This is a genomic window from Microcella alkalica (assembly GCF_014137945.1).
GTDB lineage: Bacteria > Actinomycetota > Actinomycetes > Actinomycetales > Microbacteriaceae > Microcella > Microcella alkalica.
In genome coordinates, this window is sequence record NZ_JACGWX010000002.1 from 1 (window position 1) to 19,911 (window position 19,911).

The 19,911-nt window shown below is 71.7% G+C and carries 23 protein-coding genes and 1 pseudogene; 19 read left to right on the forward strand and 5 right to left on the reverse strand.

The window, feature by feature from the left end:
- Nucleotides 1-168 (forward strand): annotated as a pseudogene (locus FHX53_RS04310) (signal recognition particle-docking protein FtsY); the annotation flags it as partial.
- 17 nt (nt 169-185) lie between these two features.
- Here the strand turns inward: FHX53_RS04310 and FHX53_RS04315 are convergent.
- The gene (locus tag FHX53_RS04315; protein WP_182490150.1) at nt 186-698 is read right to left on the reverse strand and encodes a gamma carbonic anhydrase family protein; all 513 of its coding nucleotides are present in this window, start codon (nt 696-698) and stop codon (nt 186-188) included.
- 59 nt (nt 699-757) lie between these two features.
- On the opposite strand from FHX53_RS04315, the gene ffh reads away from it, so the two are divergent.
- From ffh to FHX53_RS04355, 8 genes are all read left to right on the forward strand, one after another.
- A complete protein-coding gene (ffh, locus tag FHX53_RS04320) occupies nt 758-2,353 on the forward strand; it encodes a signal recognition particle protein (protein WP_182490151.1) in 1,596 nt (531 codons plus the stop codon).
- A gap of 49 nt (nt 2,354-2,402) precedes the next feature.
- Entirely contained in the window at nt 2,403-3,797 is a 1,395-nt protein-coding gene (locus FHX53_RS04325) for an amidase (protein ID WP_182490152.1), read from the forward strand.
- Nucleotides 3,798-3,801: 4 nt separating this feature from the next.
- Nucleotides 3,802-4,593 (forward strand): LLM class F420-dependent oxidoreductase, encoded by a 792-nt coding sequence (locus FHX53_RS04330; RefSeq protein ID WP_182490153.1) that lies wholly within the window; start codon nt 3,802-3,804, stop codon nt 4,591-4,593.
- 199 nt (nt 4,594-4,792) lie between these two features.
- Nucleotides 4,793-5,278: a 30S ribosomal protein S16 gene (gene rpsP, locus FHX53_RS04335; protein WP_182490154.1), complete on the forward strand. Its 486-nt coding sequence runs from the start codon at nt 4,793-4,795 to the stop codon at nt 5,276-5,278.
- Nucleotides 5,279-5,284: 6 nt separating this feature from the next.
- Nucleotides 5,285-5,521, forward strand: a complete 237-nt coding sequence (locus FHX53_RS04340; RefSeq protein WP_055897472.1) for an RNA-binding protein — start codon at nt 5,285-5,287, stop codon at nt 5,519-5,521.
- Nucleotides 5,522-5,527: 6 nt separating this feature from the next.
- A complete protein-coding gene (gene rimM / locus FHX53_RS04345; RefSeq protein ID WP_343050811.1) occupies nt 5,528-6,142 on the forward strand; it encodes a ribosome maturation factor RimM in 615 nt (204 codons plus the stop codon).
- Between the two features lie 9 nt (nt 6,143-6,151).
- A complete protein-coding gene (gene trmD / locus FHX53_RS04350) occupies nt 6,152-6,835 on the forward strand; it encodes a tRNA (guanosine(37)-N1)-methyltransferase TrmD (protein ID WP_182490155.1) in 684 nt (227 codons plus the stop codon).
- A gap of 20 nt (nt 6,836-6,855) precedes the next feature.
- Entirely contained in the window at nt 6,856-7,326 is a 471-nt protein-coding gene (locus FHX53_RS04355; RefSeq protein ID WP_182490156.1) for a hypothetical protein, read from the forward strand.
- Nucleotides 7,327-7,330: 4 nt separating this feature from the next.
- Here the strand turns inward: FHX53_RS04355 and map are convergent, their stop codons facing one another.
- Both map and FHX53_RS04365 read right to left on the reverse strand, forming a co-directional pair.
- Nucleotides 7,331-8,098 (reverse strand): type I methionyl aminopeptidase, encoded by a 768-nt coding sequence (gene map, locus FHX53_RS04360; RefSeq protein WP_182490157.1) that lies wholly within the window; start codon nt 8,096-8,098, stop codon nt 7,331-7,333.
- Nucleotides 8,095-8,772, reverse strand: a complete 678-nt coding sequence (locus tag FHX53_RS04365) for a TetR family transcriptional regulator (RefSeq protein ID WP_182490158.1) — start codon at nt 8,770-8,772, stop codon at nt 8,095-8,097. Before FHX53_RS04365 ends, map begins: the two co-directional genes overlap by 4 nt.
- Nucleotides 8,773-8,995: 223 nt before the next feature.
- Between FHX53_RS04365 and rplS the strand changes: the two genes are divergently transcribed.
- The 8 genes from rplS (at nt 8,996) to FHX53_RS04405 (ending at nt 15,514) form a co-directional block, all read left to right on the forward strand.
- Nucleotides 8,996-9,343 (forward strand): 50S ribosomal protein L19, encoded by a 348-nt coding sequence (gene rplS, locus FHX53_RS04370; protein ID WP_182490159.1) that lies wholly within the window; start codon nt 8,996-8,998, stop codon nt 9,341-9,343.
- 139 nt (nt 9,344-9,482) lie between these two features.
- Complete coding sequence (gene lepB, locus FHX53_RS04375; protein WP_182490160.1) at nt 9,483-10,265, forward strand: signal peptidase I; 783 nt, start codon at nt 9,483-9,485, stop codon at nt 10,263-10,265.
- Nucleotides 10,266-10,267: 2 nt separating this feature from the next.
- A complete protein-coding gene (locus FHX53_RS04380) occupies nt 10,268-10,942 on the forward strand; it encodes a ribonuclease HII (protein ID WP_182490161.1) in 675 nt (224 codons plus the stop codon).
- A 10-nt stretch (nt 10,943-10,952) separates the two neighbouring features.
- Nucleotides 10,953-11,276, forward strand: a complete 324-nt coding sequence (locus tag FHX53_RS04385) for a DUF2469 family protein (protein ID WP_055856165.1) — start codon at nt 10,953-10,955, stop codon at nt 11,274-11,276.
- A 109-nt stretch (nt 11,277-11,385) separates the two neighbouring features.
- Nucleotides 11,386-11,736, forward strand: coding sequence for a YraN family protein (locus FHX53_RS04390; RefSeq protein WP_182490162.1), 351 nt, complete (start codon nt 11,386-11,388; stop codon nt 11,734-11,736).
- Nucleotides 11,736-13,268: a YifB family Mg chelatase-like AAA ATPase gene (locus tag FHX53_RS04395; protein WP_182490163.1), complete on the forward strand. Its 1,533-nt coding sequence runs from the start codon at nt 11,736-11,738 to the stop codon at nt 13,266-13,268. The genes FHX53_RS04390 and FHX53_RS04395 overlap by 1 nt, the downstream gene beginning before the upstream one ends.
- Nucleotides 13,268-14,518, forward strand: a complete 1,251-nt coding sequence (gene dprA / locus FHX53_RS04400; RefSeq protein ID WP_182490164.1) for a DNA-processing protein DprA — start codon at nt 13,268-13,270, stop codon at nt 14,516-14,518. Before FHX53_RS04395 ends, dprA begins: the two co-directional genes overlap by 1 nt.
- Before the next feature lie 69 nt (nt 14,519-14,587).
- The gene (locus FHX53_RS04405) at nt 14,588-15,514 is read left to right on the forward strand and encodes a phosphodiesterase (protein ID WP_182490561.1); all 927 of its coding nucleotides are present in this window, start codon (nt 14,588-14,590) and stop codon (nt 15,512-15,514) included.
- Here FHX53_RS04405 and FHX53_RS04410 read toward each other — a convergent pair.
- Entirely contained in the window at nt 15,511-16,059 is a 549-nt protein-coding gene (locus FHX53_RS04410) for a MarR family winged helix-turn-helix transcriptional regulator (protein WP_343050812.1), read from the reverse strand. The two genes, FHX53_RS04405 and FHX53_RS04410, sit on opposite strands and share 4 nt — an antisense overlap.
- Before the next feature lie 102 nt (nt 16,060-16,161).
- Here FHX53_RS04410 and FHX53_RS04415 point away from each other — a divergent pair, with 102 nt between their 5' ends.
- Nucleotides 16,162-18,309, forward strand: coding sequence for an MMPL family transporter (locus FHX53_RS04415; RefSeq protein WP_182490165.1), 2,148 nt, complete (start codon nt 16,162-16,164; stop codon nt 18,307-18,309).
- A 77-nt stretch (nt 18,310-18,386) separates the two neighbouring features.
- Entirely contained in the window at nt 18,387-19,310 is a 924-nt protein-coding gene (locus FHX53_RS04420; RefSeq protein ID WP_343050813.1) for a tyrosine recombinase XerC, read from the forward strand.
- A 15-nt stretch (nt 19,311-19,325) separates the two neighbouring features.
- On the opposite strand, the gene FHX53_RS04425 is transcribed toward FHX53_RS04420, so the two are convergent.
- Entirely contained in the window at nt 19,326-19,877 is a 552-nt protein-coding gene (locus tag FHX53_RS04425) for a peptidoglycan DD-metalloendopeptidase family protein (protein WP_246335487.1), read from the reverse strand.
- Nucleotides 19,878-19,911 lie beyond the last annotated feature (34 nt).

Consider the following 19,911-nt stretch of genomic DNA (forward strand, 5'->3'; position numbering starts at 1 on the left):
GTCACCGGGCTCGTGATCACGAAGCTCGACGGCTCCGCCAAGGGCGGCTTCGTCCTCGCCGTCCAGGAGCGCACGGGCATCCCCATCAAGCTCATCGGCCAGGGCGAGGGCATCGGCGATCTCACGGGCTTCACGCCGCACGTGTTCGCGGCGTCGCTCGTCCCGTAGCCGTCGCGTCGGGGCGCTCAGTCCTCGATCGCGGCGTGCTCGCGCGAGAGCATCAGGTACGCCTCGGCATTGCGGCGGATGCCCGCGACCTCGTCGTCCGTGAGCGCGCGCCGCACCTTCGCCGGCACGCCGGCCACGAGCGACCGGGGCGGCACGACGGTGTCCTCGAGCACGACCGCGCCGGCGGCGACGAGAGACTCGCTGCCGATCACCGCGCGGTTGAGCACCGTCGCGCTCATGCCGATGAGGCAGTCGTCCTCGATCGTGCAGCCGTGCAGGACGGCGCCGTGGCCCACGCTCACCCGCCGGCCGACGATCGTGGGCGTTCCGGGATCGCAGTGGACGGTCACCGAGTCCTGCAGATTCGAGTCCTCGCCGAGCACGATCGCGGCGCGGTCGCCGCGCAGCACGGCGCCGTAAAAGACGCTCGCCCCGGCGTTAACCGAGACATCGCCGATGAGCACGGCCGTCGGGGCGATCCACGCCCGATCATCGACCGCGGGCTCCTTGCCGAAAATGCGTCGTCGCATCCCGTCTCCTCGCTCTCGGCTCCAGTCAACCAGACCGCCTCTTCTAGAATGGGCGGATCATGGCGACCTTCGGCACCCTCTCCGACCGGCTGACTCAGACCTTCAGCGCCCTCCGCACCAAGGGCAAGCTCAGCCCCGCCGACGTCGACAAGACGGTGCGCGAGATCCGCCGCGCGCTGCTCGACGCCGACGTCGCGCTGCCCGTCGTGAAGGACTTCACGAGCACGGTGCGCGAGCGCGCCCTCGGCGACGAGGTGAACAAGGCGCTCAACCCCGCGCAGCAGGTCGTGCAGATCGTCAACGAGGAGCTCGTGGCCATCCTCGGCGGCGAGCAGCGCAGGCTGGAGTTCGCGAAGAACCCGCCGACGGTCATCATGCTCGCCGGTCTTCAGGGTGCGGGGAAGACGACCCTCGCGGGCAAGCTCGCGAAGTGGCTCAAGGCTCAGGGGCACACGCCCCTTCTCGTCGCCGCCGACCTCCAGCGGCCGAACGCCGTCACGCAGCTGCAGGTGGTCGGCGAGCAGGCGGGCGCCGCCGTCTTCGCGCCGGAGCCCGGCAACGGCATCGGCGACCCGGTGCGCGTCGCGAAGGACGCGGTGCAGTTCGCCCGCACGCGCCTGCACGACGTCGTGATCGTCGACACGGCCGGCCGTCTCGGCGTCGACGCCGAGCTCATGAAGCAGGCCTCGAACATCCGCAAGGCCGTCGACCCCGACGAGGTGCTCTTCGTCATCGACGCGATGATCGGCCAGGACGCGGTCGCGACCGCGCAGGCCTTCCAGGAGGGCGTCGACTTCACCGGCGTCGTCCTGTCGAAGCTGGATGGCGACGCGCGCGGCGGCGCCGCGCTCTCCGTCGCCTCGGTGACCGGCCGCCCCATCATGTTCGCCTCCACGGGCGAGGGGCTCGACGACTTCGAGCCGTTCCACCCCGACCGCATGGCGAGCCGCATCCTCGACCTCGGCGACATCCTCAGCCTCATCGAGCAGGCGCAGAAGGCCTTCGACCAGGACGAGGCGCAGAAGGTCGCGGAGAAGTTCGCAACCGACACCTTCACCCTCGAGGATTTCCTCGCCCAGATGCAGCAGCTCAAGAAGATGGGCTCGATCAAGGGCATGCTCGGCATGCTCCCCGGCGCCCGCGGGATGCGCGAGCAGCTCGACAACTTCGACGAGAGCGAGATCACCCGCACCGAGGCGATCATCCAGTCGATGACGCCCGCCGAGCGCCGCATGCCGAAGCTCCTCAACGGCTCGCGCCGCCTGCGCATCGCCCGCGGTTCCGGGACGACGGTGACCGAGGTCAACGCGCTCGTCAACCGGTTCGAGCAGGCTGCGAAGATGATGAAGACCGTCGCCAAGGGCGGCGTGCCGAACGTTCCCGGCATGGGGCCCATCCCCGGCATGGGCGGGGGCGGCGGCGCCGCGTCCGCGCGCAAGGCCGCGGCGAAGAAGAAGGGCAAGGGCGGCTCGAAATCGGGCAACCCCGCCAAGCGGGCTGCCGAGCAGGCGGCGCGCGCCGAGGGCGTGCGGCCCGGCGGTGCCGCGGGCGGATCGGGCTTCGGGCTCGGCGGTCTCGGCGGAGCGGGCGCAGCGGGCGGCACCGAGCCGACGCCCGAGGAGCTCGCCGCGCTGCAGAAGTTCCTCGGCCGCTAGCGCGCCCGACCCGGCGCATCGGTCGGGCACCGCGTCGTAGGGTGTGGCCATGAGCCTCCCCGCCGCCGCCGCGGAGACCGCCGTCGCGACCGCCGCCGCCGTGCGCGCCGGCCGGACGACCGCGGTCGTCGAGACCCGCGTCGCCCTCGACCGCATCGCGGCCCTCGACCCGCCGCTCGGCGCCTTCCAGCTCGTGCGCGGCGAGCGCGCCCTCGCCGAGGCTGCGGCGGTGGATTCCCGTATCGCCGCGGGCGAGGACCTCCCGCTCGCGGGCGTGCCCATCGCGATCAAGGACAACATCCCCGTCGCGGGCGAGCCTATGCGCGAGGGCAGCGCGGCGACGAGCACGACCCCGAGTCCCGCCGACCACGAGGTCGTGGCGCGGGTTCGCGCGGCGGGCGCGGTCCCCATCGGCCTCACGCGCGTGCCCGAGCTGTGCGTCTTCGGCACGACCGACTCCTCCTACGGCACGACCCGCAGCCCGTGGAATCCCGACCGCACCGCGGGCGGGTCCTCCGGCGGGTCTGCGGCCGCCGTCGCGAGCGGGATGGTCGCGATCGCGCACGCCGCCGACGGTATGGGATCGATCCGCATCCCCGCCGCGAACTGCGGCATCGTGGGTCTCAAGCCCGGCGCGGGGCTCGTCCCCGCCGACATGGGCGCCCACAGCTGGTTCGGGATGAGCGAGAACGGCCCCCTCTCCACGACGGTGGCGGATGCTGCTCTCCTGCTCGCGGTCATGGCGGGCCGCCCCGCCCTCGCCGACGTCGCGCCGGCCGGCCGTCGCCTGCGCATCGGGCTCGCGCCGGGCATCCCCACCCCCCTCGCGCGACTCGATCCGCGCTGGGAGGCGGCGGCGCGGCGGACGGCCGCGACGCTCGCGGATGCCGGCCACGAGATCGTCGAGCTCGCCCTCCCGTACCCGGCCGACCCGCTGCCGGTGCTCGCACGATGGTTCGCGGGAGCCGCCGCGGACGCCAACCACCTCGGTCTCGACGACCGCCTGCTCGAGCCGCGGGTGCGCGCGCACGTCCGCGCCGGGCGCGCGCTCTCCCGGCTCGGGGCGCTGCGGCCCGGCCCGGTCGACCGGCTGCGTGCCCGCATCGACGCCGCGACCGCCCGCGTCGACGTCCTCCTGACCCCGGCGCTCGCGCAGCCCGGGCCGGAGGCCGACGGCTGGCACCGTCGCGGCTGGATCGCGAACCTGCGCTCCAACATCTCCTACGCGCCCTACGCCGCCCTCTGGAACCTGCTCGGCTGGCCCGCCGCGGTCGTGCCCGCTGGCTGGCACGATGCCGCCGCGGTGCCGCTCGCCGTGCAGCTCGTCGCCAGGCCGGCCGCCGACGGCGCGGGAGAGGCGCTCCTGCTCGCGATCGCCGCCCAGCTCGAGCTCCTCGCCCCGTGGGAGCGCACGGCCCCGGGGACGGCGACGACCCTAGTCTGAGAACATGACCATGCGACCCATCCGCATCGGGGTTCAGCTGCAGCCCCAGCACGCTCCGTACGAGCTCATCCGCGATCGCGTCACAGAGCTCGAGGAGCTCGGCGCCGACATCGTCTTCAACTGGGACCACTTCTACCCGCTGTACGGAGAGCCCGACGGCCTCCACTTCGAGTCATGGACGATGCTCGCGGCGATCGCCGAGCAGACGAGCCGCATCGAGCTCGGCGCGCTCGTCAACTGCAACTCGTACCGCAACCCCAACCTGCAGGCCGACATGGCCCGCACGATCGACCGCATCAGCGCGAAGGGAACCGGAACCGGGCGCTTCATCTTCGGAACGGGCTCCGGCTGGTTCCAGCGCGACTACGCCGAGTACGGCTACGAGTTCGGCACCGTCGGCTCACGGCTCAACGACCTTGCGCGGGAGCTGCCGATCATCCGCGACCGCTGGACGAAGCTCAATCCGCCGCCCACGCGCGATATCCCCGTCCTGATCGGCGGAGGGGGAGAGAAGAAGACCCTCCGCCTGGTCGCCGAGCACGCGAGCATCTGGCACAGCTTCAGCGATGCCGAGACCCTCGAGCGCAAGCTCGGAATCCTCGCCGGTCACTGCTCCGACGTCGGCCGCGACACCGGCACGATCGAGATCTCGGTCGAGCTCGGGCGCAAGTCGGCGGGGGAGGCCGACGAGCTGCGGGCCCTGGGTGCGAGCCTGTTCACGATCGGACTCACCGGCCCGGAGTACGACCTCGCCCCGGTGCGGGAATGGCTCGCCTGGCGCGACGGCTCGCGCTGAGCATCCGCCGCACGCCGACACCTGATCCAGGCCGGATGCGGACGGTAGGCGACGGCTCGCGGAATCTGCAAGAATAGGCGGTCGAGTGCCCGCGCGCCCGACCCTCTAATCAGGCCAGCGAGCAACCCTTACGAGCTTTCGCGCCGAGTGTGCCCCACGCAACCGGCGACGACTCACCCCGTTCACACTCTGGAGAATCGTGGCTGTCAAGATCCGTCTCAAGCGCATGGGCAAGATCCGTGCGCCCTACTACCGCATCGTCGTCGCCGACTCGCGCACCAAGCGCGATGGTCGCGTGATCGAGGAGATCGGCAAGTACCACCCCACCGAGGAGCCCTCGGTCATCGAGGTCGACTCGGCTCGCGCGCAGTACTGGCTCAGCGTCGGCGCGCAGCCGACCGAGCAGGTCGCCGTTCTGCTCAAGCTCACCGGCGACTGGGGCACCTTCAAGGGCGAGAAGGGTGCCAAGAGCACCGTTCGCGTCGCCGAGCCGAAGGAGGCGTTCCAGTTCGACGCCGCCAAGAAGCCCGTCCTGAAGCCCAAGGCCGAGAAGAAGGCCGAGGAGGCGCCCGCCGCCGAGGCCCCCGCCGAGAGCGAGTCGGCCGAGGCCGAGGTCGTCGAGGCTCCCGAGGCCGCTGAGGCGGAGGCCCCCGCGGCCGACGCCGCCGAGGCCGATAAGGCCTAATGCATCGTGCTCGCTGACACGCTGGAACATCTGGTCAAGGGGATCGTCGATCACCCTGACGATGTCGCTGTCGTCGCGCAGAGCACGGGTCGCGGCGAGGTCCTCGAGGTGCGCGTGCACCCCGAGGACCTCGGCCGCGTCATCGGCCGCGGCGGACGCACCGCCAAGGCCCTGCGCACCGTGATCTCGTCGCTCGCCGACGGTCGCCGGGTGCGCGTCGACGTCGTCGACACCGACGCCTAGGCGATCGTGGCCGAGGTGAAGATCCCGCGCCCCGACGCGTCGACCCAGCAGCTCCGGGTCGGCCGCCTCGTCAAGGCGCACGGGCTCAAGGGCGCGCTCAAGCTCGAGCTCTACACCGACGATCCCGACCGGCGCTTCACGCCGGGGGCCGTCTTCACGCTCCAGGTGCCGACGAGCTCGCCGTGGCACGGCGCGACCCTCACGCTCGCGGAGCTGCGCTGGTACAACGGCCAGCCCGTCGGCTTCTTCGAGGGCGTCGCCGATCGCACGGCCGCCGAGTCGCTCGTCAAAGCGATCCTCTGGATCGACCAGGACGCCGAGGAGGAGCCGGAGGAGGACGCCTGGTACGACTTCCAGCTCGTCGGCCTCCGCGCGCAGCGGGACGGCGAGGAGGTGGGCCGCATCGTTCGCGTCGAGCACTTCCCCGCGCAGGATCTCCTCGTGATCGACACGGGCGAGCGCGAGGTGCTCGTGCCGTTCGTCTCCGCGATCGTTCCCGCCGTCGACATCGCCGCGGGCGTGGTCACCATCACGCCGCCGCCCGGGCTCCTGGAGGAGCTCTCTGAGGAGCCGACTACGGAGGCCGAGCCGGCCCCCGACATCGAAGAGCGCGAGCTCTAGGCTCGAGCCGTGCGCGTCGACATCGTCACGATCTTCCCCGAGTTCTTCGGGGTGCTCGACGTGTCGCTGCTCGGGAAGGCCCGCCAGAGCGGGCTTATCGACGTCAATGTGCACGACCTGCGCGACGCGGCCCACGATCGCCACCGCACGGTCGACGACACTCCGTACGGCGGAGGCGCCGGCATGGTCATGAAACCCGAGCCCTGGGGTGAGATGCTCGACGGGATCGTGACGGAGACGACGACGCTCATCGTGCCGAGCCCGGCCGGGCATCCCTTCACGCAGGCGACGGCGCGCGAGCTCGCCGGGCGCGAGCATCTCGTGTTCGCCTGCGGACGCTACGAGGGCATCGACCAGCGCGTGATCGAGCATTACGCTGACCGCATCGAGGTTCGCGAGGTGAGCCTCGGGGATTACGTGCTCAATGGCGGGGAGGTGGCGGCGATGGCGATCATCGAGGCTGTGGGCCGACTCGTGCCCGGCGTCATCGGCAACCCGGCGAGTCTCGACGAGGAGAGCCACGAGGCCGGCCTCCTGGAGTACCCCAGCTACACCAAGCCCGCGGTCTGGCGCGACCGGGCCGTGCCCGCCGTGCTGCTGAGCGGCCATCACGGCGCGGTCGACGCTTGGAGGCGCGAGCAGCGGCTCGAGCGCACGCGTCGGGTCCGACCCGATCTGATCGGCGGCGAGTGATCATGGGCGAGCGGATGTGGATGCTCGCGCAACCCCTCATCGCGGCGCTCGCGATCGCAGGCTCCGTCGCGGCGGCCGTCTTCCAGGCCGCCGACCGGACGGATCTCATCCCCTCCGTGCAGGCCCTCATCACCGCGTCGTTCGTCTACCCGGGGCTCGCGCTGTCGATGATCGTCAACCACTCGATCGTGATGGCCCGCCGCCCACGACGCCTCACGACCGTCGAGAAGATCCTGGTCGTCGGTCAGCTGCTGATCGCCGGCCTGCTCGCCGTCACTTCGCTCGAGCCGGGGGCCCTCCTGCTGGGGTTCCTGCTCTGGCCGCTCCTCATCGCCGCCGCCGTCACGGCATGCTGGACGATGACGGGCACCACGGTGCGCAGCCGTAGAGCCCAGCGGATGCGGCGCGAGCTCGACGACGACGAGGCTCGTCGCGATCTGGACGATCACCCCGGCACCGGGGAGATCGTCGGCGTCGGACCGCGGACCTGACCGCTCAGCCGCGCGCGGTGAGGACGAGCGGCCCGTCGGCCGTGATCGCGACCGTGTGCTCGGCGTGCGCGGCGCGTGCGCCGGTACGGCTCTTCAGAGTCCAGCCGTCGGTGTCGGTGTAGATCTCGTCGGTGTCGTGGATGAACCACGGCTCGATCGCGATCACGAGACCGGCCTTGAGCTTGAGCCCTCGGCCGGCACGGCCATCGTTCGGCACATGCGGGTCGCCGTGCATCGTGCGACCGACGCCGTGACCGCCGAAGTCGAGGTTGACCAGCAGGCCGGCATCGTGCGCGACGTCGCCGATCGCGGCGGACACGTCGCCCATGCGATTGCCCGCTCGAGCGGCGGCGATGCCCGCCGCGAGCGCGCGCTCCGTCGTGGCGATGAGCCGGGCATCCTCATCGCGGGGCGTGCCCACGATCACGGTCGTCGCGGAGTCGCACACCCAGCCGTCGACGGAGGCCGCGAAGTCGACGGAGAGGACGTCGCCATCGCGGAGGACGTAGTCGAAGGGAAGCCCGTGGAGGGCGGCGTCGTTGACGGAGGTGCAGATGACCTTGCCGAACGGCGAGCCACCGAACGAGGGGTGGTAGTCGATGTAGCAGCTCTCGGCACCCTCGGCGCGGATCATCTCGTGCGCGAGCGCATCGAGCTCGAGCAGGTTGACGCCGACCGCGGCGGCGCGGCTCGTCGCCTCGATCACGCTCGCGACGAAGCGCCCCGCTGGCCGCATCTTCTCGATCTCGGCGGGGGTTCTCAGTTCGATCATCGGGTCCTCGGGTGAGGCTGCTCGGCGGGCAGCGGGATGTTCGTCGTCAGGTAGTCGGTGCAGAGCCGCCGCGTCGCCTCTATGAAGCGCTCGTCGCCGGACTTGTCGAGCTGGAAGGCCCGGCCCAGGAGCCCGCTCGCCATCTCGATCGCGACCTCGACGTGGAAGACGACATCCTCGCCGGGCTCGAAGTCGTACGTGTCGCCGATCTGCCTGGTGAACTCGCGGGCGAGGATCGAGTTGTTGCTGAGCTCCGGGTTCAGGAAGCGCTGGTCGATCACATCGCCGAACCGCAGTGCGCGGAACCCCGGCTCGTCGCGATTCATCTCGATGAAGATGTCGAGCGTGCGGTCGAACGAGCTCCACGGGCCGGGAGGCGAGGAGGCCACGTTCTCCTGGACGCGCTCGACGTAGCGCTCCATGTTGCGAACGGCGAGGGCGCGCAGCAGCGTCTGGATGTTGGGGAAGTAGCGGTAGACGACTCCCACAGAGCTCTTCGACTTCTTGGCCACGGCGCTCGTCGTGACTCCGTCGATGCCGCCCTCGTCGATCAGCTCGGCGGCCGCATCGAGGAGAGCCTCGATGCGCTCGGCGCTGCGCCGCTGGATGGGCTCCGTGCGCATGACGACCTTGTCAGTCGCGAGAGTCGGTTCCTGCGTCGTTTCGTCGATCATCGACGACATCTCCCCCTCAGAAGCGGTCGCGGCGGGTCGCGGCGGGTCGCGGCGCATGCGGATCTCGCGGATTGGCCGGACGGCGCCCAGTATGGCATCATTTCACTTTGTGCCTCGGCACGGTTCTGCCACAGGGGAGCCGTCGACTCTCGAGGCGAGAACCACTCTTCGAAACCCCTTCCTACCGCGATCGACCTGTGGCGGTGGCAGAGAGCGAACAGCCATGCACATCCTCGACCACGTCGACGCAGCCAGCCTGCGCACCGACATCCCCGACTTCCGCGCCGGCGACACCGTCAAGGTGCACGTGAACATCGTCGAGGGCAACCGCTCGCGCATCCAGGTCTTCCAGGGCGTCGTCATCGGCCGCTCGAACGAGGGCGTCCGCGAGACCTTCACCGTCCGCAAGGTGAGCTTCCAGGTCGGCGTCGAGCGCACCTTCCCCGTGCACTCCCCGGTCATCGACCACATCGAGGTCGTCACCCGCGGTGACGTGCGCCGCGCCAAGCTCTACTACCTGCGCGCCCTGCGCGGCAAGAAGGCCAAGATCAAGGAGAAGCGCGACAGCTAGTCTGTCGATCGATTCTTCGACACGGGCTCCGTCGGCATCCGACGGGGCCCGTCGTCGTATCCGGGCGGATGCTCGGCGCGCCCCCGGCCGAACCGCGAGCCGAGCGCCGCCTAGACTGGACGCGAGGCACAGGGGAGTCATGACAGAGAACGCAGCGCAATCGACGGACGTGGCATCCCCGTCCTCCGGTGCGGCGTCTCTGCCGACGGAGGCCCGCACCAGCCGGCGGCGCACCCTCCTCCTCTTCCTGCGTGACGTCGTGATCATCGTCGGCGTCGCGCTCCTCATCTCCTTCCTCATCAAGACCTTTCTGATCCGGTCGTTCTACATCCCGAGCGAGTCGATGCGGTCGACGCTCGAGGTCAACGACCGCATCATCGTGAACCAGCTCGTGCCCGAGGCCGTGCCGATCGAGCGGGGCGACATCGTCGTGTTCCGAGACCCAGGAGGGTGGCTGGCGTCCACGCCCGAGCCGCCGCAGCCGCCCGTGCAGGCTGCGCTCGACTGGATCGGCTCGGTCGTCGGCATCTCTGCGCCCGACAGTGACGAGCACCTCGTCAAGCGCGTCATCGGACTGCCGGGCGACCGCGTGGTGTGCTGCAACGACCTCGGGCAGATGAGCGTCAACGGAGTCCCGCTCGACGAGCCGTACGTCCGTCTGCCTGCCGGGGCGACCGCGGTGAGCGCCGACGACTTCCAGGTCCAGGTGCCGGCGGAGTCCCTGTGGGTCATGGGTGACAATCGCTACGATTCCTCCGACTCGCGGTACAACCGCAGCACCTTCACCGAGGGCTTCGTGCCCCTCGACGACGTCGTGGGGCGCGCCGTCGTGATCAGCTGGCCGATCGACCGCTGGAGCTGGCTCGACAACTACCCGCTCGTGTTCGACGGCGTTGGTGCCGCGCAGGTGCCGGCAGACTGACCGTGCCTCCCGCCGACCCCACGCTCGACGTCGAGCGCTCGCTGTTCAGATCGGGGGCGCCCGTCGTGATCGGAATCGACGAGGTCGGGCGCGGGGCGATCGCCGGCGTCGTCGCGGTGGGCGCGTGCGCGATCGTGTCGGTGTCGGATGCCGCGCCCGCGGGGCTGCGCGACTCCAAGCTTCTCTCCGCTCCCCGCCGGGCCGCGGTCGAGCCGCTCGTCCGCTCGTGGGCCCTCGCAGTCGCCGTCGGCGAGGCCGAGCCGGCCGAGGTCGACGCGCTCGGGATCATCGCCGCTCTCGGGCTCGCGGGTCGCCGGGCGCTCATCCAGCTGTTCGAGCAGGGCGTCGACGTGGCAGCCTCCTGCGTGCTCCTCGACGGAAGCCATGACTGGCTCACCCCCGCGCTGGTCTCGCCGCCGCGGGTGATCGCGCGCGTCAAGGCCGATCGCGACTGCGCCGCCGTGGCGGGAGCATCCGTCGTCGCGAAGCAGCACCGCGACGCCCTCATGGTCGCCGACCACGAGCTGTGGCCGCCCTACGAGTGGTCGGGCAACAAGGGCTACGGTAGCGCCGGCCACTTCGCGGCGATCGCCGAGCACGGCGCGACCGAGCGCCACCGTCGCACCTGGCTGAGGTCGGCGTCGGCCGCCGCGGAGACCCTGCCGATCTCGGTCTAGACTGCGTGGGATGGACGACGACGAATTCGAGGACTACGACCGCGAGGTCGAGCTCGCCCTGTACCGGGAGTACCGCGACGTGGTCTCGCAGTTCCAGTACGTGGTGGAGACCGAGCGGCGCTTCTACCTCGCCAATGAGGTGACGCAGGTCGTGCGCGAGGTCGCGGGCGACTTCTTCTTCGAGCTGACCCTCACCGACGTGTGGGTGTGGGACGTCTACCGCAGCGACCGCTTCGTCAAGAGCGTCAAGGTGCTCACCTTCAAGGACGTCAACGTCGAGGAGCTCGGCAAGAAGGAGCTCAAGCTGCCGAAGGAGCTCGCGCTCGACGAGTAGCGCTCACCGCTCGTCCCCATCGGAGTCGCGCGGTGCTTTCGCCCCCGATTCCCCTCCTCCCTGCTGAGGGGCTCGGATGCCCCGCCATCCTCCTTGCCAGGAGGAACCCATGGCACGCAAGGACGTACTGGGTCGCACGGGCGAGCAGCTCGCGGTCGACCACCTGATCGACGAGGGCTTCGAGATCATCGCCCGCAACTGGCGATGCGCGGCCGGCGAGATCGACATTGTGGCGCTGGATGCCGGGACGACCGTCGTCGTCGAGGTGAAGACGCGCGCAGGGCTCGGATTCGGGCATCCGCTCGATGCGATCACGCCCGTCAAGCTCGCCCGGCTGAGACGGCTCGCGGGCGCGTGGTGCGCCGAGAACTCGCCGGGCGGGCGCGTGCGCATCGACGCGGTCGCCGTCATCGCGGGCCGCCACGGCATCGCGATCGAGCACGTGCGGCAGGTGTGCTGATGCCCGTCGCCCGCACGCGCGCCGTCGCCCTGAGCGGCGTCGACGGCTCGCTCGTAGAGATCGAGGCGGATCTCGCCAACGGACTCCCCGCGTTCACCATCATCGGCCTCCCCGACACCGCCCTCGGCGAGGCGAAAGACAGGGTGCGATCGGCGGCCTCCAACTCGGGGCTCGAGCTGCCGTCCCGGCGCGTGACGGTGAACCTGTCGCCAGCGTCACTGCCCAAGCACGGCTCGGCCTTCGACGTCGGCATTGCCGTGGCGGCTCTCGCGACGACGGGGGCGCTCGCGCTCGACCACGTCGCCGAGACCGTCCACATCGGCGAGCTCGGGCTCGACGGCCGACTGCGGCCCGTCGCCGGCGTCCTGCCCGCGGTGCTCGCCGCGCGACGGGCGGGCGCGCGGCTCGTCGTCGTGCCATGGGGCAATCGTGCCGAGGCCGAGCTCGTGCCGGGCATCCGAATCATCGCCGCGGCGACGCTGCGCGACGTCCTCGCCGTCCACGGCGCTGAGATCGAGCCGCCCGCCGAGCCGGTCGAGCCGATCCACTCGCCGCCGGTCGTCGAGTCGCGGACGAGCGACGGCGACCTCTCCGACGTCATCGGACACCCCGAGGCCGTCGAGGCGTTGCAGGTCGCCGCGGTCGGCGGCCACCATCTCATGATGCTCGGGCCGCCAGGGGCGGGAAAGACGCTGCTCGCGTCGCGGCTGCCCGGGCTGCTGCCCGACCTGGACGCCGATGCTGCGGTCGAGGTGTCATCGGTGCGCTCGCTGGCCGGGCTCGGCGTGGGGGAGGGGCTCGTCACGCGACCGCCGCTCGAAGCGCCGCACCACAGCGCCACGACCGCATCGCTCGTCGGAGGAGGAAGCGGACTGGTCAGACCCGGCGCGATCTCCCGCGCCGCCCACGGCGTGCTCTTCCTCGACGAGGCGCCCGAGTTCCCGTCGGCGGTGCTGGATGCTCTGCGACAGCCGCTCGAGACCGGAGAGATCACCATCCATCGAGCGCGGTCGGTCGCGCGATTCCCCGCGCGGTTCCAACTCGTCCTCGCGGCGAACCCGTGCCCGTGCGGGCAGGCGGGCACCGGGGACGCGGAGTGCACGTGCACCCCGAACGCCAGGCGGCGGTACCTCGCGCGGCTCTCGGGCCCCCTGCTCGACCGCGTCGACCTGCGGCTCACGGTGCGGCGCGTCGGAACCGTGCAGCTCACCGGGGCGGAGGGCGGCGCGATCACGACGGCCGAGGCGCGCGCGCGAGTGGTCGCGGCGCGGGAGCGCACCCGCGCGCGCTGGGGCGAGCACGGCTGGACGCTCAACGCGCACGTGCCCGGCACGCCGCTCCGCAGCCCGCGTTGGCGCCTCGCTCCCGCCGATCGCGCGTCGCTCGACCGTGCGCTCGAGCGCGGCGGGCTCACCATGCGCGGTTACGACCGCGTGCTCCGCGTGGCGTGGAGCATCGCCGACCTTGAGGGCGACGACCGCCCGCGCGCCGACCACGTGGGCCGCGCGCTGTACCTGCGGAAGGGGATCTGATGATCGACTGGGGACTGCCCGAGAGCACCGTCGCGGCTCTCGTGCGCGGAGCGGGTCGCGCTGGCGAGTCCGTCGCCGAACGCGACGAGGCGGTCGCGCGTGCGCTGTGGAGCGTCGTCGTGGAGCCGGGCGACGGCGACGCCGGCGTGCTGGTGGGGGCCGTCGGCGCGATCGAGGCGGCGCGAACTCTTCTGGAGCATCCCGCACCGATCTCGCTCGCGACCGCGACGGACGGCGAGCTCACCGGGTCGGCGGCGGAGCGTGCGCTCGGCCGATGGCTGCCGCGGCGGAGGCAGGCGGACGTGGTGCGAGCGTTCGAGTCCGCCGCACGCACCCGTGCTCGTCTTCTCGTCCCGAGCGACCCGGAATGGCCCGCAGCCCTCGACGATCTCGGCGCGCACGCGCCGTTGGCGCTGTGGTGCCGCGGCGACGTCACTCTGCTCTCGCGCCCGAGCGTCGCGCTCGTGGGCGCACGGGCGGCGACGGGGTACGGCGAGCACGTCGCCATGGAGCTCGCGGCGGGCGCCGTGAGCAACGGGTCTGCCGTCGTGTCCGGCGGCGCGTACGGGATCGACGGCATGGCGCATCGCGCAGCTCTCGCGTCCGGCGGCGACACGATCGCAGTTCTGGCGGGCGGCGTCGATCGCTTCTACCCGGCCGGTCATGAGGCCCTCCTGACGCGGATCGCCCAGCAGGGCGTCGTCGTGAGCGAGGCGCCCGGCGGCACGGCTCCCACCCGATGGCGGTTCCTGCAGCGCAACAGGTGCATCGCCGCGCTCGCCGGGGCGACGATCGTCGTCGAGGCCGGGCGGCGGTCGGGGGCGCTCAACACGGCGCGTCACGCGCTCGACCTCGGTCGCCCCGTCGGCATCGTGCCCGGCCCCGTGACGAGTGCATCGAGCGCGGGATGCCATGCGATGCTGCGGGACTACCCGGTGGTCTGCGTCACAAGCGTCGCCGAGCAGATGGAGCTTCTCCGAGGCGGGGTGTCGACGATCGGCGACTGCGACGGCGACGGGCGCCGTGTCTCGGGCGCGAATGACGACGTCGTCGGCCCGCGCGACCCCGATGGCATGGTCACTCGCGTGCTCGACGCGCTGCGGCCGAGACGCGCGCAATCCGTCGAGGAGATCGCGCGTTCCGTGGGGGAGTCGCCCGCGCGCATCCGAGGCGTTCTCGGGGCGCTCTCCCTCGAGGATCGCGTCGTCTCGAAGGCCGATGGGTGGGTGCGTCGAGGGCCCGGAGCGTGATCGACCGCGCGCCCGGGGAGAACGCGAACCTCGTTCACCGCAAAGGAGTAGCCTGCTCGCGTGATTCAGATGGGTCAGCATCCCCCCGCGTCGCGTGTCATCGCGCACCTCTCCGACACCCACCTGCTCGGCGAAGGGCGACCGCTCTACGGGAGGGTCCCCGTCCAGGACCGGCTACGCGTCGCGCTCGAGCGGCTCGAGGCCTCGCCCGTCGAGCCGGATGCGATCGTGTTCACCGGCGATCTCACCGACATCGGCGAGCCCGATGCATACCGCCGCCTCCGGGACGACGTCGAACCGGTCGTGCGGCGGATGGGCGCGCAGCTCGTCTGGGTCATGGGGAACCACGACGACCGAGCGGCGTACTCCTCGCTCCTGTTCGACGAGGAGCCCAGCGAGAAGCCGCAGGACAGAGTGCACGACATCGGCGGGCTGCGCATCATCTCGCTCGACACCACCGTGCCCGGCTACCATCACGGCGAGCTCGACCCCGCGCAGCTCGAATGGCTCCGCGCGGTCCTCGCCGAACCCGCCCCCCTCGGCAGCATCCTCGCCCTCCACCACCCGCCCATCCCGACGCCGCTCGAGGTCATGGCCGTGCTCGAGCTCCATCGTCAGGACGAGCTCGCCGATGTCGTGCGCGGCTCCGACATCCGCGGGATCCTCGGCGGCCATCTGCACTACTCGACCCACTCGACCTTCGCCGGGATCCCCGTGCATGTCGCCTCGGCCACGTGCTACACGCTCGACCTCGGCGCCGACGCGAGCCGACTGCTCTCCGGCGTCGACGGCGGGCAGTCGTTCGACCTCGTGCACGTGTACGAGGACGTCGTCGTCAGCTCGACCGTCCCGCTCGCCTCGCATCCCGAGGCGACGGGCTTCTCGAGCGACTACCGCCCGATGATCGAGGGCATGCCGGCGGACGTCCGCCTCGAGCAGCTCTCCAGCAAGTCCTCGCACCTGAACCTCAACGAGGCCGCGAGCTCCGGGAGCTAGGCCTCCGGCGGCCGGGCGGGTGAGCCGGAGCCCGAGGGTCGGCGCGGCGGAGCATCCGCCCGCCAGGCGCGGGGGCGCTCGGCGGGGCCGGCATGCTCGCGATAGGTGTCGACGACGCGCTGCAGGTATCGCGTTATGATCATCTGCTCGTCATCGTCGAAGTCGTGGATGGCGCTGTCGACCTCGGTCACCATCGGGATGATGCGGCTCATCGCGCGCCCCACCGAGGCTGGCTCCGGCACAACGAGCGTGCCTCGGCGGTCGTCGGGATTCGGCGTTCGGCGCACGTGCCCGAGTCTCTCGAGCCGGTCGATCACCGTCGTGACGGCCGCGGACGACAGGTCGAGACGCTCGGCGAGAGCGGTCGGGCTCAGCGACCCCGCGACGATCAGATGCTGCATCGCCGTGAGATCGGTCGGATTGACCGCGAGCTCGCCGCCGAGGGAGCGCTCGAAATCCTCCGTCACGTCCAGGAGCTCGCGCAGCAGAAGCGTCGCCGCGTGCGACGTCCCGAAACGCGGCGCCCCCTGGGTCGATTCGCTCACCTGGCCAGTGTACGACCAACTGCCTCGATAGGTTAGTATTTCGACTATCGAGATATACCTGTCTGCCGCCCGCGGTCGCGGGTCGTCCTGAGGAGCCTCATCATGATCGCGATCTCGCGCTTCATCGCCGCCGCACGAACGTCTTGGATCGTGCTCGTCGCCGGCATCGCCGCGACCGCCGCCCTCTTCGTCGTCGCCGGATACCAGTCGGCCGACTCGGCTCCTCCCGTAGGCCTTCCCGACTCGGCCGAGTCGATCCAGGCGGCGAACCTTCAGGAGCAGTTCCGCGACGACGACTCCACGAGCGGCATCCTCGTGTTCGGGCGCGAGAGCGGCGAGCTCAGCGCGGACGACGTCGCCGCGATCACGGTGCGAGCGGGCGAGCTCGGCGACATCGCTCTCGACGGATTCGTGCCGCCAACCACCGTCTCGGAGGACGGCACGACCGCGCTCGTCGCGGTGCCGCTCGAGATCGAGGAAAGAGTCTCCGTCCAGGCCGAGCGCGCGGACGAGATCCGATCGATCGCCGCGGACGGGCTCCCCGACGGCATCGAGGTCTGGTTCACAGGCGCGGAGGGCTTCCTCGTCGACATCTCGGCCGTGTTCGAGGGCGCCAACTTCGTGCTCCTCGGCGTCACCGCGCTCGTCGTCGCGGTGCTTCTGATCATCACCTACCGCAGTCCGATCCTCTGGATCGTCCCCCTCGGCGTCGTCGGCGTCGCGGATGTCATCGCCGGCATCGCCGCGCGCCTGGTCGCGGACGCCGCGGGCATCACGCTCGACGGCTCGGTGACAGGCATACTCTCGGTGCTCGTGTTCGGAGCGGGCACGAACTACGCACTCCTGCTCATCGCCCGGTACCGGGACGAGCTGCGACTGCACGCGGATCGCCGTGAGGCCATGGCGATCGCGCTGCGCGGCGCCGGCCCCGCGATCATCGCGAGCGGATCGACCGTCGCGCTCGCCCTCGCCACGCTGCTCTTCGGCGAGCTGTCGGGCAACCGCTCGCTGGGCCTCGCGGGTGCCGTCGGAATCGTCGTCGCGATGGCGTACGCCCTGCTCGTCCTCCCCGCCGCGCTCGTCGTCTTCGGCCGCTGGCTCTTCTGGCCCCTCGTGCCTCGCTACGGCACCCCGGACACGATCTCGCGTAGCCCGTGGGGCAGGCTCGGCCGGTCCGTGAGCACGCGCCCGGTGATCGTCGCGATCGCGGGCTTCGCGGTGCTCGCCGCCTTCGCCTCGGGGCTCACGACGCTCACCGTCGGGCTCTCGCAGAACGACCGCTTCATCGTCAAGCCCGAGGCCGTCCTCGGCCAGGAGCGCCTCGCGGAGGCCTTCTCGGCCGGCAGCACCGCGCCCGCCGCTGTGATCGTGCCCGCCGCCGACGCCGCCGAGGTGAGCGACGGACTCGCCGAGGTCGACGGCGTCGTCGAGGTGAGGCCGGGGCCCTCCGACGACGACATCGCGCAGCTCGACATCGTGCTCGACGCCGACCCCGAGAGCCAGGAGGCGTTCGCGATCGTCTCCGACGTGCGGCTCGCGCTCGACGATCTCGGCGACGGCTCCGGGCTCGTCGGCGGCATCGACGCGGAGGGTCTCGATCTGCGCGACGCCCAGCAGCGCGATCAGAACCTCGTGATCCCGCTCATCCTCGTGCTCGTGCTGGCCGTGCTCATCGTGCTCCTGCGCTCGCTGCTCGCGCCGGTCCTCCTGCTGCTCGCGGTCGTCGCGAGCTTCTTCAGCGCGGTCGGCATCGGATCGATCCTGTTCGAGACGGTATTCGGGTTCCCCGGCGTCGACACGAACGTGCTGCTGTTCAGCTTCCTGTTCCTCGTGGCGCTCGGCGTCGACTACTCGATCTTCCTCGTCACCCGCGCCCAGGAGGAGGTCCCGAGGCTCGGAACCTCCGAGGGCATGGTGCGCGCGCTCGCCGCGACGGGCGGCGTCATCACGAGCGCGGGCGTCCTGCTCGCCGCGGTCTTCGCGGTGCTAGGCGTGCTCCCGCTCATCACGCTCACCCAGGTCGGCGTCATCGTCTGCATCGGCGTCCTCATCGACACCCTCCTCGTGCGCACCGTGATCGTGCCCGCGATGACCTTCATCGCCAAGGACCGCTTCTGGTGGCCGCGCCGCCCCGAGCTCACCGACGCCGAGGCCGCCGCACGCGGCGCGAACGGGCAGGCCGAGCGGATGCCCGACGACGTCGTCGACGCCGCGCCGCCTGCGTCGCGCGAGGCCGTCGCGAGCCTCTGAACCCCGCCCGTCGTCTCGGGCCCTCGTCCCGGCCTGTCGCCAGCGCGAGGGCCCTGGCGAGGGCGCATGCTGGGGGAGTGCACGAGCAGGTGAGCGCGCTGAGAGCAACGATCGACGCATACGTGCGCGCCGTCGAGCTCGAGCGCGGAGCCTCCCCGCACACCGTGCGGGCCTACCGCGGTGACCTCGAGACTCTTGCCGCATTCGTCGAGACGCGCGGCGCCGAGCCCGATCCGGCCCTGCTCGACCTCGAGCTCCTGCGCGAGTGGGTGTGGCAGCAGAACTCCGCGGGCCTCGGTGCCTCGACGCTCGCCCGTCGAACCTCCACCGTGCGCGGGTTCACGGCCTGGCTAGCGCGCACCGGCCGCGCTCCCGCCGATGCCGGCGTGCGCCTGCGCGCTCCGCGAGCCGACCGGCACCTCCCGCGCGTCCTCACGCGCGCGCAGATCGACGGGATCCTCGACGGCCTCGACGCGCGCGCCGCGGCGGACGAACCGCTGGCGCTGCGCGACCGGGCCATCATCGAGCTCCTGTACGCGAGCGCGCTGCGCGTGAGCGAGCTCGTCGGGCTCGACCTCGGCGACGTCGACGACGCCCGCCGCACCGTGCGGGTCATGGGCAAGGGGGCGAAGGAGCGCATCGTGCCATTCGGGATGCCCGCCCAGCGCGCCCTCGGCGCCTACCGCGAGCGCGGGCGCCCCGCGATCGCGGCGCCCCGCTCGGGAGCCGCGCTGTTCCTCGGCGCCCGGGGGGGGCGCGAGTCGACGCGCGGGGTCTACTCCCTTGTCGCTGGCCTCCTCGCCGATCTGCCCGGCAGCGGCCCTGCCGGCCCGCACGCTCTGCGACATACGGCGGCGACCCACCTGCTTGACGGAGGGGCAGACCTGCGCGCCGTGCAGGAGATCCTCGGCCACGCGAGCCTCGGCACGACCCAGATCTACACGCATGTGGGCGCCGAGCGGCTCGTGGAGGCGTACCGCACCGCGCACCCGCGGGCCTGACGGCCGGACCGGCGCTCATCCCTCGAGCGGCAGGAGCACCGCTCGCCCCAGACCGCCGAGCCAGCGCAGGGGCGACACGTACGCCCCCGCCTCCCTCACGCCGAGGTGCACGCACGGGGCGGCGCAGTGCCCCGGCTCGAGCACTCCGATCGGGTCGCCCGCCCTCACGGCCTCACCCATCGCGACCGTCGCCGCGACGGGCTCGACCGTCACGAGCAGCGAGCCCGACCGGATCGTCACGACGCCGCGATCGACGACGCGACCGGCGAAGTGGATGCTTCCGCCCGTCGCGGCGCGCACGACCGCGACGGCGCTCTCGGCGCGCAAATCGACGCCGCGATGACCGGCGCCGTACGGAGTGGGCGGGGCGGCGAAGGGGCGCTCGACCACGCGCGGCCCGGCGACGGGCCACTCCCAGCCCGGAGCGGGGGCGGAGACCGCGGCGTCGCGCGCGAGCGGGGGAGCCGCGGCAGCGGCCGAGGGGCCGCTCGCGAGGACGAGCGCGAGCACGGCGAGAGGAGCGAGCGATCGGTAGCGCATGCCGACGATCGTGGGCGATGCGGGCATCCCGCGCGCCGTCGCCGAGGCGATCGGGGGAGAG